This window comes from Sphingomonas sp. Ant20, assembly GCF_000783375.1.
GTDB lineage: Bacteria > Pseudomonadota > Alphaproteobacteria > Sphingomonadales > Sphingomonadaceae > Sphingomonas > Sphingomonas aerolata.
In genome coordinates this window covers 1-14,552 of sequence record NZ_JRVI01000144.1, presented here as the reverse complement: position 1 = coordinate 14,552, position 14,552 = coordinate 1, and the positions used below count along the sequence as shown (strand labels likewise).

At 63.9% G+C, this 14,552-nt stretch carries 13 protein-coding genes and 1 tRNA gene; 8 read left to right on the top strand and 6 right to left on the bottom strand.

Features of this window, described 5'->3' with window-relative positions; all coding sequences use genetic code 11:
• The 4 genes from NI18_RS15475 to NI18_RS15460 form a co-directional block, all read left to right on the top strand.
• A partial coding sequence (locus tag NI18_RS15475) for a rod shape-determining protein MreC (RefSeq protein WP_037531193.1) occupies window positions 1-363 on the top strand: 363 nt, incomplete at its 5' end.
• Window positions 364-943: 580 nt separating this feature from the next.
• The gene (gene mrdA, locus NI18_RS15470; RefSeq protein ID WP_037531191.1) at window positions 944-3,016 is read left to right on the top strand and encodes a penicillin-binding protein 2; all 2,073 of its coding nucleotides are present in this window, start codon (window positions 944-946) and stop codon (window positions 3,014-3,016) included.
• Window positions 3,013-4,122, top strand: coding sequence for a rod shape-determining protein RodA (gene rodA, locus NI18_RS15465; RefSeq protein WP_031392826.1), 1,110 nt, complete (start codon window positions 3,013-3,015; stop codon window positions 4,120-4,122). The genes mrdA and rodA overlap by 4 nt, the downstream gene beginning before the upstream one ends.
• A gap of 117 nt (window positions 4,123-4,239) precedes the next feature.
• A tRNA-Lys gene (locus NI18_RS15460) sits at window positions 4,240-4,315 on the top strand.
• 41 nt (window positions 4,316-4,356) lie between these two features.
• Here the strand turns inward: NI18_RS15460 and NI18_RS25780 are convergent.
• Window positions 4,357-4,518 carry a hypothetical protein gene (locus NI18_RS25780; protein WP_198527031.1) on the bottom strand — a complete coding sequence of 54 codons (162 nt, stop codon included), beginning with the start codon at window positions 4,516-4,518 and terminating at the stop codon, window positions 4,357-4,359.
• Between the two features lie 249 nt (window positions 4,519-4,767).
• A complete protein-coding gene (locus NI18_RS15455; protein ID WP_037531189.1) occupies window positions 4,768-4,950 on the bottom strand; it encodes a hypothetical protein in 183 nt (60 codons plus the stop codon).
• A gap of 937 nt (window positions 4,951-5,887) precedes the next feature.
• On the opposite strand from NI18_RS15455, the gene NI18_RS25160 reads away from it, so the two are divergent.
• From NI18_RS25160 to NI18_RS25775, 3 genes are all read left to right on the top strand, one after another.
• Window positions 5,888-6,040: a hypothetical protein gene (locus NI18_RS25160; protein ID WP_157840552.1), complete on the top strand. Its 153-nt coding sequence runs from the start codon at window positions 5,888-5,890 to the stop codon at window positions 6,038-6,040.
• 245 nt (window positions 6,041-6,285) lie between these two features.
• Window positions 6,286-7,437: an acyltransferase gene (locus NI18_RS15450; protein ID WP_037531186.1), complete on the top strand. Its 1,152-nt coding sequence runs from the start codon at window positions 6,286-6,288 to the stop codon at window positions 7,435-7,437.
• 204 nt (window positions 7,438-7,641) lie between these two features.
• The gene (locus NI18_RS25775; protein ID WP_192007146.1) at window positions 7,642-7,806 is read left to right on the top strand and encodes a hypothetical protein; all 165 of its coding nucleotides are present in this window, start codon (window positions 7,642-7,644) and stop codon (window positions 7,804-7,806) included.
• Between the two features lie 349 nt (window positions 7,807-8,155).
• On the opposite strand, the gene NI18_RS15445 is transcribed toward NI18_RS25775, so the two are convergent.
• The 3 genes from NI18_RS15445 to NI18_RS15435 form a co-directional block, all read right to left on the bottom strand.
• Window positions 8,156-8,596 (bottom strand): hypothetical protein, encoded by a 441-nt coding sequence (locus NI18_RS15445; RefSeq protein ID WP_037531184.1) that lies wholly within the window; start codon window positions 8,594-8,596, stop codon window positions 8,156-8,158.
• 102 nt (window positions 8,597-8,698) lie between these two features.
• Complete coding sequence (locus NI18_RS15440) at window positions 8,699-10,009, bottom strand: hypothetical protein (RefSeq protein ID WP_052149237.1); 1,311 nt, start codon at window positions 10,007-10,009, stop codon at window positions 8,699-8,701.
• Window positions 10,010-10,107: 98 nt separating this feature from the next.
• Window positions 10,108-11,202, bottom strand: a complete 1,095-nt coding sequence (locus NI18_RS15435) for an acyltransferase (RefSeq protein WP_152555432.1) — start codon at window positions 11,200-11,202, stop codon at window positions 10,108-10,110.
• 600 nt (window positions 11,203-11,802) lie between these two features.
• On the opposite strand from NI18_RS15435, the gene NI18_RS15430 reads away from it, so the two are divergent.
• Window positions 11,803-12,795, top strand: a complete 993-nt coding sequence (locus tag NI18_RS15430) for a cellulase family glycosylhydrolase (RefSeq protein ID WP_031440167.1) — start codon at window positions 11,803-11,805, stop codon at window positions 12,793-12,795.
• 62 nt (window positions 12,796-12,857) lie between these two features.
• Here NI18_RS15430 and NI18_RS15425 read toward each other — a convergent pair whose 3' ends face one another.
• Complete coding sequence (locus NI18_RS15425) at window positions 12,858-14,066, bottom strand: ROK family transcriptional regulator (protein WP_037531182.1); 1,209 nt, start codon at window positions 14,064-14,066, stop codon at window positions 12,858-12,860.
• Window positions 14,067-14,552 lie beyond the last annotated feature (486 nt).

The following is a 14,552-nucleotide window of genomic DNA, read 5'->3' as shown; positions in this document are numbered from 1 at the left end:
ACCGGGCCGAATGCGGCGCGGGTGATGCTGCTGACCGACGGCGACAGCATCGTGCCGATCCGCCGGACGCGCGACGGCCTGCCCGCGATCGCGGTCGGGCGCGGCGACGGCATGCTCGACGTCCGGTCGGTCAACGCGACCAACGTCAAGTTCAATGCGGGCGACCTGTTCGTCACGTCGGGCGTCGGCGGTCTGTATTCGCCCGGCATCCCGGTCGCGCGGGTGATGACCGCGGGGGCGGATTCGGTGATGGCGCGGACCTTCGCCAACCCCGACACCTTCGATTTCGCGGTGGTCGAGCCCGGCTTCATGCCGGTGCCGCCGCCGCGCGCCCTTGCGCCGTCCGACAATAGCGCCAAGTGACTGCCAAACCACCCTATCCCGTCTTCCCCCAGATGATCGACCAGCCGTGACCACCCGCAACAGCGTCGACTATAAGCCATTCGAACCGAAGGTCGCAGGCGGCCGGGCGCGGGCGATCCCGTGGCTGACCGTCATGGCGGGATCGCTGATGACGATCGTGCCGCTGATCGCGACGATCCCGATCCTGCCGCCGTTCGGGTTCGTCATGCTGCTCGCATGGCGGCTGCTTGCGCGCTACGCGCTGCGCCCCTGGGCGGCGGCGCCGCTCGGGCTGTTCGACGACCTGCTCAGCGGGCAGCCGCTGGGCAGCGCGGTGCTGCTCTGGTCGCTGGCGTTCGTGGCGATCGACATGATCGAGCAGCGGCTGGTGTACCGCGATTTCTGGCAGGACTGGCTGATCGCGAGCGGCGGGATCGCGTGCTGCGTGATCGGCGGGCGATTTCTGGGCGTACGGGTCGGCACGCATGTCGACACCGTGCTATTGGCGCAGATCGTGATCACCATGATGCTCTTCCCGTTGGCGGCACGGATCGTCGCGACGATCGAACGACGCAGGTCCAGGAATGAAGCGGGTTTCCAAATGAGACGGCCGCCGCGTGTCGTGACCGAGATGTCGCAAGCCTATAGTTTCTCGCGTCGTGCCTGGATGCTGGGCGCGGTGCAGGGTGGCGTCGGGCTGATGCTGGCCGGGCGAATGGCCTGGCTGTCGATCGCGCAGAACGAACGCTACACGATGCTGTCCGAGAGCAACCGCGTGAACATGACGCTGTTGCCACCGCGGCGCGGCTGGATCGTCGACCGCCACGGCGTGCCGATCGCGAACAACCGCACCGATTTCCGCGTCGACATCATCCCCGACCGGCTGCGCGACAAGGAGCGCGTACTGCCGCTGCTCGGCCGCATCCTCCAGCTGCCGCCCGAGGAGATCGAGCGGATCGCGATCGACCTCGACCATGCCGCCGGGTTCCAGCCGGTCCAGGTCGCGGAGAATCTCGACTGGGAGCGGTTCGCAGCCGTCAGCCTGCGGCTGCCCGAGCTGCCCGGCGTCGCGCCGACGCGCGGCTTTGCGCGCAACTATCCCGCGGGCGCTGCGGTCGCGCATCTGACCGGCTATGTCGGCGTGCCCAATGCCGAACAATACAAGAAGACGCGCGACCCGCTGCTCGTCACCCCCGGCTTCAAGCTCGGCAAGGACGGGCTCGAGAAGATGCTCGAACCCGCGCTGCGCGGCGAGGCGGGCGCCAAGCGGGTCGAGGTCACCGCGCGCGGCAAGCTGGTCGCCGAGCTCGCGACCAAGCCCGACGTGCCGGGCAAGACCGCGCGGCTGACGATCGACGCGGGACTGCAGGAATATGCCGCGCGCCGGCTGGGCACCAATTCGGGGTCGGTGGTCGTCATCGACTGTCGCACCGGCGAGATGCTCGCGATGGTGTCGATGCCCGCCTACGACCCCAACAGCTTTTCGGACGGGATCAGCCATCTCGAATGGCAGATGCTGAGCGACGACGATCACGTGCCGCTGATGAACAAGGTCACGCAGGGGCTGTATCCGCCGGGCTCGACGGTCAAGCCGATGAACGGGCTCGCGCTGCTCCATGCCGGCGTCCCGGCCGACGCGCGGGTCAATTGTTCGGGCGCGATGCGGCTGGGGACCAGCGTGTTCCATTGCCACAAGCGCGGCGGGCACGGGCCGCTCGACCTCAAGAACGCGATCATGCAGAGCTGCGACATCTATTTCTACGAGATGGCGCGGCGGGTCGGCTATGCCGCGATCGCGCCGATCGCGCGGACGCTGGGCATGGGGCAGAAGTTCGACCTGCCCTTTTCGACGCAGCGGTTCGGGACGATGCCCGACCCCGACTGGAAGCTGCACAAATACAAGCGGCCCTGGACGGTCGCGGATTCGCTCAACGCGTCGATCGGCCAGGGCTATGTGCTCGCCAACCCGTTGCAGCTGGCGGTTATGGCGGCGCGGATCGCGTCGGGCCGCGACCTGCAGCCAAGCATTCTCGCCAGCCAGGTCCACCGCGATGCGCCCGCGCTGGCGATCGATTCGGAAAATCTGGCGCGGGTGCGCGAGGCGATGTTCGGGGTGATCAACCAGGGCGGCACCGGCGGCGCGGCCAAGCTGCTGATCCCGGGCGTCGCGATCGCGGGCAAGACCGGCACCGCGCAGGTCCGCCGCATCACCATGGCGGAGCGGCGCTCGGGCGTGCTCAAGAACGGCCAGCTGCCGTTCAAGCTGCGCGACCATGCGCTGTTCATCGGCTTCGCGCCCGCGGACAACCCGCGCTACGCGCTTGCCGTGGTGCTCGAGCATAACGGGCATACGGTGCGCAACCTCGACACGCCGATGATCGGGCGCGACATCATGACCTATATGCTCGACCGCGAGCGCGCGCTGAAGTCGCTCGCCGAGGTCGAACCGACCTGGGGCGGCGACATCAGGACGCGGATGGCGGCGACCGCGGCGAGCTATCGCGCGGCGCAGAGTGCCCCGCCCGCCGCGATCGCGACCAAGACCGACGCGACCGTGCCGAGCGACGCCCCGGCGGTCGAGAACGCCACCGATGTCGCCAACCGGACCCAGGCGGATCTGGCCACCGCGGGCGGCGGGGTCGCGGAAGACGGAACCACGGAGCGCGGCCAATGACATCGCGGATCATCCCCGAACAGCTTGCCACCCTGCCCTGGCGGACGTTGCTGCTGGTCACGGCGATCGGGACCTTCGGGCTGGTCGTGCTCTATTCGGCGGCGGGCGGCTCGCTGCGCCCCTGGACGCTGCCGCAGGGCATCCGCTTCTTCATCCTCCTGGCAGGCTCGGTCGTGCTCTCACGCATCCCCGAGCGCGTCTGGAAGGCGGCGGCGTGGCCGACCTATGGTGCGCTCGTCCTCGCGCTCGTCCTCGTCGAGCTGCTCGGCGCGGTGCGCGGGGGCAGCCAGCGCTGGCTCGATCTCGGCTTCATCCGGCTGCAGCCGTCCGAATTGATGAAGCCGGCGATCGTGCTCGCCTGTGCGCGCTTCTACGACATGCTGCCGCCCAACGAGACGCGGCGGTTCGCGGCCGTCTGGCCCGCCGCGGTGCTGATCGGCATCCCCGCGGCGATCGTGATGAAACAGCCCGATCTGGGCACCGCGCTGATGATCTGCGCGGGGGGCGCGACGGTGATGTTCCTGGCGGGCATTCCACTCAGGCTGTTCGTTGGCGGCGCGGTGGCCGCGTCGGTCGCGATCCCGCTCGCGATCAACTTCGCGCTGCACGATTATCAGCGCAATCGCATCCTGATCTTCCTCGATCCCGAAAGCGATCCGCTGGGCACCGGCTATCATATCAGCCAGTCGAAGATCGCGATCGGATCGGGCGGGCTGTGGGGCAAGGGGTTCCTCAACGGCACGCAGAGCCATCTCGACTATCTCCCCGAGGGGCATACCGACTTCGTCTTCGCGACGATGGCGGAGGAATGGGGGCTGGTCGGCGGCTGCCTGCTGATCCTCGCCTTCCTGCTGGTGATCCGCTGGGGGATTGAGGTCGGGCAGCGCGCGCAGTCGCGGTTCGCGCGGCTGGCCGCTGCGGGGCTCGCCACGACGATCTTCTTCTATGTCGCGATCAACCTGATGATGGTGATGGGCCTCGCCCCCGTGGTGGGCATCCCGCTGCCGCTGTTCAGCTATGGCGGGTCGTCGCAGATGACCGTGCTGCTGTGCCTGGGGATATTGATGTCGATCGACCGGGAAAATCGCAAGACGACCCGCTGGTAAGCAGAAAAAGACAGCAATTTGGACGAAAGGGGGTTGCGGCCCCCGATGAGTCTGCTAACAGCGCGCCTCCAGCAGCGGGGCGCCACACCAGGGCGCCACTCAAAACCGCCCCGGAATGGACGCATAGCTCAGTTGGTAGAGCAGCTGACTCTTAATCAGCGGGTCCTTGGTTCGAGCCCAAGTGCGTCCACCATCCTCCACCGCAGAAAACAAATGTTTTCCACTGCGGCGGAGTCATGTCTGTTCGACATGGTCTGATCTGTCTTCCGACAGTTTCTCTCCCAACTGAATGATATGCGCCTGCCGCGCGACCGCGATCTTTCGCGCCTTGTTCGCGATTGGCTCGCTGCAGGTTCGCATGACGTTGAGCATCGCGTGACCGGAGATCGGCCGCACGACCGGGTTGCCCGTCTTCGACTGTATCAGGGGGCCTACTCGCCTAGCTGAGCCCCTGCCCGCGCGATCGCGCGGTACCCTGCGCCTGTGGCATCCTTGGAGCCGAATACGTCCCAGACGCGCCGGCAGCGGCGCTCCGACTAGGTCATTGGGTCGCAGTCCCTGCCCGTCCCAGCTGGGGCGGCATCGTGACGAGCAGGGAACCCTTGCGGGGAGGCGAGGCCTCATCGGCCGGATGAGGCTTTGTGGTTAAGAAATGGTTACGCCCTCGACCGGAGCGCCGTTTGTACGCACGGTGACGCTGGTCGAAGGCCGTGGCACCTCGGCACGGATCGACTTCGGTAATGTCCCGACCATGACGGGACAGATGATGTGGAGTAATAGCTCGTCCGCATCGCGCATCGGCCCCGCCTCGCGGGTGGTCGCAAGCATGCGTTCATATTCGGCAACTGCGATGGCTGAACCGCTTCTACGGCTCACCATCGCTGACCTTGCCGATCTCTCAGCTGTGCACCTGACGTCTGTTGCCAGTGACAGCCGGGCTCGACTCTGACTTAGATATAGGCCGCGTCGTACCATGGCCCTGGTATTTCTCGCCTTTCACGCTGCTGCGATTGAACATGCCGAGATCTCGGTTGCCCGCCTTCATACTGCTCGGCATCCGCTGGCAGTAACCACGATCCTGGTTTGTCGATCCAGCGCCATGTGGTGTCGAAGCCTTGTCGCGCATCGTGAACTCCCATTAACCCTATTGTTTAACTCTTTACACATTCGCGTTAATTGCGACGTAACTGAGTTCGTCAGAGTCCAAGAATTGAGCGGCGCATTGGTTCCGACCGAAAATTCCGGTAAATTTAGCGAGCAACCAAAGTACCATAGTGCGCTTGGTGCCGTGATACCCAGGGCCGAGGACGTGGCGAGCCGGGCAGGCCCCAGGGTCGCAACGAGCGCCTGTTCGAGCAAGCCGCGATCAACCCGCATCGTGGTTCGCGGTCGCTGATGGGCAAGCGCAAGGTTTTGCCAAACCGTCTCACATCCCTGCGGCCGGAGCTCGGTTCGTTGCCGCCTGTCGAGCGCATCCGACACCCGATCGTGCTTGAATGTCCGCCATGGTCTGCGACGGTCCGCTACGACGGGCGTTGGCCCCTGCCATGCCATCAGGCGGGGGCCGGACTGGCGAAACTCGGTACGCCCGACATGGGCATCACCTGCCTTTATGGTGGACGATTAGCGCCCCGTCAGCCGCTCATCATAGCTCGAGGTCGGCGCCGTGAAGAGCGCATCGGGAGGCTTATAGGGATCCTAGGACCCGAATGCTTTGCGGGCCTAACCATGGTCGACTTGGACATTCTTACCAAGAGAACGCACCATGGGTGACCGGGAAAACCGCGCATACAAGAAGCGCTACGCCAAGGGCCGCACCGCTTACGGCCGCGATCGCGCAAAGGGCGCTGATGCCAATGGCGGCACGTTCAACACCTCCCTGACGAAGCGGTACGCGGGCTATTATGACGCGATGTGACCAAGGTGCCCGGTTCGAAAGAGCCGGGCGCTTTACATGGGGCGGCCCTGCGCATGTTCCCTGAAAACGCTTGGGCCATTCCAATCAATTTGAACGGCACTATTCAGCAGACGCGCTCGCGTTATGCCCGATGTTAATAGCCGCGCATGATCTAAAATGGGAAACCTAAGGTAAGAATTATTTTGCGATCATGCTCCATCGAACCGTATGGGCCGGAGAACAAAGAAAAGGCCGGGGGGCGTATAGTGACATCGAGCAGCGGCATCGGAACAGAATTTAGGCAGGACACTGCAAGGAAACCGGGCCAGATCGATGCAATACAAGCCCTGCGGGCGTTTGCGGCTCTCGCGGTCGTTGCGCATCATGCGTTCCGCGCCACGACGCTGCATGACGCGCCCCCGGGCGCTTACGCACCGCAAAGCTGGATTATCCAAGCCGGGGCTGCCGGCGTAGACGTCTTCTTCGTCATCAGCGGCTTTCTGATGGCATTCATTTCTCAGAAATTTTTCCTAGGCCGGAATTCGCCTGCTGACTTCATGATCGACCGGATCGTGCGCGTCTGGCCCCCATATGCATTGGTCACCTTGGTGGCGTGCGCCCTGATCGCTGCGAGGTCTGGCTTCGGCCCGGAGCTCGCTATGCCACGCCTATTGACGATCTTTTTCATCCCCTCATTCGACATATCAGGCAACCTGCAGCCAATTATCGGGCCGGGGTGGACGCTATGTTATGAGATGATGTTCTACGCCTGCTTTACTCTCGTAATCGCAAGTGGCCGCAAGCACGCCATACTGAAGCTTTCCATTTTAATCGGCGCTCTATATCTTTTGGGTGTCTTTAGCACCAATAAGGTAATGCACGTATTCTTAGCCGAGCCTATCGTTTTCGAGTTCGTCGTCGGTGCGCTCATCGGCTTCAGGTTTAGGGAGACAAATCAGAAGGTGCGTTTGCCGATCGTGTGGATCGCTGCTGGCTTGATGGGCATGCTCGTCGGAGTATATGCTGACATTCCCCTGCAATACCGGGTGTTCACCTACGGCATCCCAGCGACCCTGCTGTTCGTCGGGTTTCTGTCTCTAAGCGATAACATCCGGTGGCCCTCGGCGCTGCTCTTCATCGGAAATGCCTCATACGCTATCTACCTGACGCACATACTCGTGATCTATATGTTCACTCGTCGCATGCCCATCTTCGTAGAGCACGGGTTGGAACCGCTCGCCGTCTATGGGGCATCGTCGATTGCGATATTGGCCGCCATCGTCGTCGGTTCGCTATTCTACATGGCTGTCGAAAAGCCGGTGTTGCGCTTATCTCAGCACCTAGTTGCTGGTCCGGCAATGGCGCGAACGCGGCCTTCAAGAAGCGCACCTGCAACTGCCGTGAATGGTGCAGAATAGCAGAAGGGCTAATATTGCAGCAGCGCCTCGTCCCCAGGCAGGTAGCGCTCTTCGGTCAGGTCCAGTGACCGGACTGTCGACGACCTGGCCGCGTCGCGGTGCAGCCACCCCGGCGGCGCGGTCTTCGGCCGCTTGCCGCACTCACCGCAACGGAAGAACCGGGTCAGCCTCGGTCCCCCGGTAGGCTTCGAGGTTGACCTCCGTATGCCGTCCACAGCCATAGATCAGATCTATGGTCTGGATATCGAGGGGCCGCATGTTTTCAAGGTCCATGGGGAGCGGGATCGACCACTGCAGTCGCGCCTCATCGACCGCGTCGACCGCTGCCGCGATGCGCGCCCAATCAGCCTGGTGGAGATCATCCTCTAAGGTATCGAGCAGCGTGGCGACAACAGGCGCAGACGCCAGCGTGCCATGCTTCTCACGGCGGAGGATGTCTCCGCCATGGAGGGCAACGGCTCGCGATCAGTCGCGACGTCGGCGTGTCAATTTTCTCAGCTGGGCTTGATTGAGTTCCCGGGTCCGCTTGCGATCGGCGATCAACGCCCGCCGAAGCGCTGCACCGTGCAGCGGCTGTGCAATCCACCTTGACGACCGCGCGCGCGCAGGCCGCGCCTTACGTCTCGCGGGTGAAAGCCTCCGTGCCTTTTTGAGCATTGACGCTCGAGCCTGGCTCAGTGCGGCATTGGCCTTCTGCGCCACGGGAGTGTTGCCACCGTCAGCGGGAACTGCGGTCGAGATGGCGGCTGTCTGCGGTCTGACAGGCGGTGCGATGGGGGGCTTTTGGGGTTTGGGCGACGGGAGCCTTGACCAGAGCCGGGCGGGGATCTGCCTGGCGGGTGTAATAGGCTGCGCCAACCGTGCTCATGATCCCCAGAACGACCGCGGCGATCGCCGAATATCGTGCCGTACGGATGCTTCGTTGGTTACGGGCCGTGAGGACCGACAAACGCTTGTCGATGTCCTGACGCTGGTTCGCGAGCGCCCAGAGCGCCGCGTTGCTCCCGATCCTCGCGCCGTAGTGCGAACCCGGAATCGTGCTCGCGGCGACCAGATATTCTCGATCGGCCGGCTCGATGGCCGGCGGTTGCAGGGGAGGATCGTCGGGGAGTGCTTCCGCAGACCGGGTTGCCGTTGAGGGAGATTCGCTGCTTGCCATGGCAAAGCTACGTATCAGATTGAATTAGGTTTTATGCAGCCAATCGGTCCCGACATAGCACACCGACGCCAATACTCCCCGGATGGCAGGCCGGGTCCTGCTTCAGGCCGCGACCGTTCCTCGTGGCGCAGGGCCATTCGATCGGGACGGCTGGGGCTTGGGCGCGGTGGCCGCCATATAGCCGACCAGCATCCACAAGGGGGCGGCGACCTTCATCGAGAAGATCGCGGTGCCGCCGATCATCATGTTGGCGAAGAGATAGACCGCGGTCGCCCAGGCGCAGCGCTTCGAGGCGGTGTCCGTCGCGCGCTGGCCGAGCGAGAAGAACAGCCAGATCGCGATCAGCCCGAAGATCGAACTCGACGCGGTGACATAGCCGAAGCCGGTATCCATCAGATGCCGCGCCTTCATCGCATTCGCACCGAATATGGTCGGAATGTCGAGCTTACGCAGCGCCTCGGTGGTGATGCCCAGTCGGCCGATCAGATCGTCGGTATGCTCAACATTGTCACCGACGACGAGAAACGCCAGCAGGACCAGGACCGGTGCAATTAGGAGGGTGAACCACCGCGACAGATGGGGAAATATGAAATATCCCATCATCGTCACCACCGCCAGCGCCGATGACGTCCGCGTGTTGTTCGAGAGCAGGATCAGCAGGATCGTCGCCACCATCGTCGTCCGGATGGCGACGCTCAGCCGCCCCCATGTGGCGACGAGGAAGACGCAGAGGATTCCGGCGAAGTTCGCGTTCGAAACCTGCTCCAGGAACACCGACGAGGTCCGCGCGCCCGAAAACACGCCAAAGGAAAAGCGCGATTCGAACCCCGCCGCATTGTTGAACAGGCCGGTCTCGTTGAACTCGCTCACCTCCATGCCGCGCGTTGCCGCATAGTAATTGCCCGGCTGGAACACCGACACATAGGCGGTCGGGAAGGCGATCTCGAAGATCAGCACCGTCAGCGTGATGATCGTGAGCAGCGCAAAGGCGAGATGCACCTGGGGAAAGCTGCACCGACGGCCGAGCAGGAAGAAGGACGCGATGATCGCGACGTTGCGAAAGGCATCGGGGAACACCGCATCGCTCGCGAGCGACGTGAACACCGCAAGGAGCGCAAACAGGTAGAGCAAGCCGATCGCCGGAGCGTCTTCGCCGTCTGGACGGCGCTTGAGCAGCGCCAGCCCCATCGCGCCGCCGAGCAGCAGCCCCTCCATCGCGATCGGCGCCGCGGACGTGAGGCCCTTCACATGCGCGCTGATGATCGCGAGCATCGCATTGTACAGGCTCGCGGAGACGACGAGCGTGACCGCGAGGATCCCGAACCTTTGATCGCTGATCAGCGCCTTGCCGCCGGGTGGCGCCGCCGTCTTGGGCCGCGCCCTGACCCCGGTGATAGGTTGTGAAGTCTTCATGGTGTCACCGTTTGCAGTTGGTGCGGATAATCGAGGCCGACGCGCCGCTCGAGGAACATTCTACGGCTGCGCGTCGATGGCCAGCCCTAAATCCCGGCTCAGGATGTGCCCAGTTCGGCGGCGGCGGGCGGCTTGCGGCCACCGCGCAGCAGCCTGTTCATGCCCTTGAGCAGCGGGAGTTCGATGGTCCGGTGGACGACGATCCCGGCGACGCTGCTGACGACGAGCGCGAGGATAACGAAGACGGCACCGTTCGCCATGCCCAGATCGAGACCGACGACATGGGCCGCGACGCGGGTGCCCGCGATCACGAAGATATGGCTGAGATAGATGCTGTAGGACGCGTCGCCGAGCAGGGACAGTTTCGGCAGGTCGGGCAAATGGCCCGAGATCTCGATCTGGAGCGCCGCGCACAGCAGAATGACCGCGGGTATGCCGAGGACAATGAATTGCGAGACGGAAGGCCTTTCGAGATCCATCCAGAACAGCATGGCGAACGCGCCAAGCCCTGCCACCGCCCAGATGCCGGGCGACAGGCGCGGAAGACGGCGGATCGTACACGCCAGAACAATCCCCGCGAGAAATTCGGCGAGGCGGTCCGTACCGTAGAAGGCCGCGGTCGTCCCGGAGAGCCACGTCTTGGCCGACACGTACACGAGCGCCAGCAGCACGGCGACGAACAGGGGCCTGAGCGACTGCCTGACGGCCAGCGCGCACGCAAACACCGCGTAGAACATCATCTCGGTATTGAGCGTCCAGCCTGGAACGATGACCGGTGTCAGGACCTCCGCATTGGTCGCGGCAACGGCCGGGTTCCAATAGGGGAGAAACAGGAGCGAGAAGCCGAGATGCGGGAGGTCGAACTTGGTCGACCGCAACAGATCGCCGAAGAACAGCGCGACCATCGCGGCAAATATCGTCAGGACCCAGTAAAGCGGCGCGATCCGGATCAGGCGCTTGACCAGGAAGTCGCCAATGCCGACCTTGCGGTCCCTGGTCGTCCACCACATGACGAACCCGCTCAGGACGAAGAATATGTCGACGCCGAAGGATCCGGACAGCGGAAGTTCGCGAATATTCGCCACCTGCTCGACTTGTACGACCGCGTGGAAATAGACGACGGCCAGTGCAGCGACACCGCGCAGATATTGCAAGGACGACAGGTGCATCCCGGATTTTGGTACGGAGGTCACTGATTGTCCGCCTTACAGTTTAAACAGGTTTACTAGCCCTGCGGCACGCGACCGGTGCTGCAGGACAGGATATTCAACTATTATACGCTCAGAATTGGGCATCTGACGGGGTACAACCTCAGAGTCATAGGGTGCTCGTCGAACCACGTCGGCGGTTCAGCGCCATGTCGACGGGCTTAAAACCGCGTTATCAGATAGATAGAGGGCATATCTGACCGCACGCTGGTCCCCATCCGGTGTCGTGAGCGGGCTTCTGGCATAGAATGGCGCTGACTTCCACGGGATTCCCGGCGTCGGCGCGACCCGGAATGGCACTGACCGCGGCGGACAGGCGTGTCGTCGCATCGAAGCATCTGGTTACCGGACGATTCACTTTAGCGATGATCTCGGCCATGTTCATGCCGGACACGCGCCACCTGTGTCACACGAGTCGACGGCATCTCTCGAGCTCTGTCAGTAATTGTGACGCTCTCGATAATTATTCCACGGCAACGTCTTGTTGCGGAAGAAAAATTTAACACAAATTGGCTATTTGAGGGATCGCACTGTGCTTCACATCGAGAGCACGGCATTCCATCCAAACCTCGTAGGTGAAGTAAGATGATTCTTCCTCGTGTCATCGCCGCTGCCACGGCCCTGCTGTCCTTCGCCACGGCCGCCGAGGCCGCGCCGCGGTTCGGCGTCAATCTCGCGGGATGTTCGTTCGTCGCGAACGGCGCCCTGTGCCCGACCGTGGCCGACGTCGCCTGGTACGTCGACAAGGCCGGGTTTCGCAGCATCCGCCTGCCGTTCAACGGCAGCCAGATGAATGACCCCGTCGTCCTCCAGCGGGTGGTCGACGTCGTCAAGGCGGCCAGCGCGCGCAACGTGCCCGTGATCCTCGACCGCCATGACTATAAATGGCCGACGCCGGCGGAGCAGATCGCATTCTGGCTGCCGATCCTGCGCAAGCTCGACAATTCCGAAATGGTCATGATCGACCTGATGAACGAGCCGCGCTTCTTCACCGATCCCGTGGTGACGAACGACTGGATGCAATGGGTTCGCGATACCAACCAGATCGTCGCAGGCATTCGCAAGGCGGGGTTCAAGCACCGCATCCTCGTCGAGTGGCCACAATGGTCCGCGTCATTCCGGTTCGACAAGAACGAACCGGCCAGCCGGGACTGCGAGAGCGCTGCATGCGCGATCGATCGCTCGGGCGGCCTCATCGACCCGCTGAACCGCATCATCCTGTCGCCGCATCGCTATTTCGACACCGGTTCCAGCGGTACCAATGCGGAGTGCGTCAGCGAACCGGCGGGCGACGGCGGACTGAAGATCTTCGCTGCGGCTGCCCGGAAGCGGGGATATCGGGCGATCCTGGGCGAATATGCACTGGGAAGCTCCAAGGGGCTGCCCGCATCCTGCACCGCGATCGCGGCGAACGTCGTCAAGTCGATCAAGACCGACAGTGACGTCTGGCTCGATGCGATGGCCTGGGGCGGCGGTCGCGCGTGGACGGAATCCTATTTCTTCAAGATCGAACCGACCAAGGGCACGCGGGAATCGGTGCCGGTGGCGGCCTACACGAAGATGATCGCGGGACAGTAAGCCGCGAGGGCCCCTCCCTCGCAGGCGCGGCGTGAAGGGCCGTATTCCGGCTCTTCACGCCCCTACCGGCCGACCTGCATCAGGATGGCGTCGGAGGGGAGCAGCTTGTCGAGGAAGGGCAGCAGCGCGGCGCCGATGACCGGTGCGTCGGCGGCGAGGGCGCCGCGGATGATCGTGGTCATCGGGGGCTGTACGGTGACCGCCAACGCGCCGGCGAGGCGGGCGATCAGGCGGTCGAGCAGCGCGGTGTCGAGCCGGCCGCCGATGACGATGGCGTCGGGATCGATCAGGCAGGTGATGTTGATCAGCGGTGCGATCAGCGCCTTGGCGGCGAGATCGACCCAGCGTTCGAGCACGCGGTCGGTCTGCGGATCGGCGGGCCGGATGTCCTTCTGGCTTTCGACATCGAGGCCGGCGTCCTTCAGCATCTGCAGCAGCGCCGAGATCGAGACGATGTCCTGCACGACCGCGCCCGGCGCCGGGTTGGTCGCGTCGGGCAGCAATCCCAGTTCGGCGCTGCGCTTGTTCGCGCCCTCGACGAAATGGCGGTCGATCATCAACCCGCCACCAAGCCCGGAATTGATCAGGATATAGAAGAAGCTCGCCAGCGGTGACCCCGCCCCCGCCTGCGCCTCGCCGATCGCCGCCGCCGCCGCATCGTTCTCGATCACGGTCGGCCAGGGCATGACCGGGGCGAGCAGCGCGGGGATCGAGAGGCCCGCCCAGCGATCATAATCCGACGGCCGCCCCGGCAGCGTGATGACGCCCAGATCATTGGGTACCGCGACCCCGACGCCGATCACGCGGTCGCGTCCGACCCCGGCCTCCGCGAGCAGCGATTCGAGGTTGTGCGCGGCGAACGCGACGACGTCCTCGGGCATCGCAAAGGCGATATCCTGCGCGATCCGGCTGCGCACCTGACCCGCGAGATCGAGCGCGACCAGCGTCAGGTGATCGCGATCGATGTTGAGGCCGATCGCGACGCAGCCCAGCGGCTCGATCGTCAGCTGGATCGCGGGCTGCCCACGCGGGCCCTGAAGGCGGCCGACCTCTTTCACCAGACCGGCGTCGATCAGCCGGCGCGTGATGTTAGCGATCGTCGGCGCGGTCAGCCCGGTCGTCCGGCTCAGCTCGACACGGCTGGTCTCCGGGCTGAGCCGGATGGCCTGCAGAACCACGCGCTGATTATAGTCGCTCGCACGCGCCAGGTTCGTGCCCGACAACGACACTGCGAGGCGCGCACCGCGCGCTTCCCGTATCGGTTTGTCCATCGTGATATGCCCCTCCGACGTATTCTTACACGTCCGGCGAAAGAAAAGTCGATGGGCCCGGCCGGGCTCATCGATCCGCCCGGGCCCTATCACGCGCCACCCCGCTGCAACCGCATGGAAAACCGACCGCGTGAAAGAAAATTAAATTTCTTAATCTGCTTGCGCCCCGGTACGTCGGCCCCTAGCCTTGACCCCAGCACATCATGTCGCGCCGCCGTTCAATGGTTCGACAGTATCTTTCCGGCAATCCCGACGATGACGCCGGCCCCGGACGTGTATTGGAGAGGCGCATTGGCAGCATCACGAGGCATCGCCTGCAATGACACCGGGCGATTAGTGAAGCGTGTACGGAGCAATGTTCTTCCCGGACTTGCGGGTGCGGAGATGTCGGCCGCATGATCGGGGTGTCATCTGCTGCACTACTTCGCCGCGACATGCTGAAGGCCGGCGCTGCGGCGCTGTGCGCGGCAGCGGCGACGCCCGCGT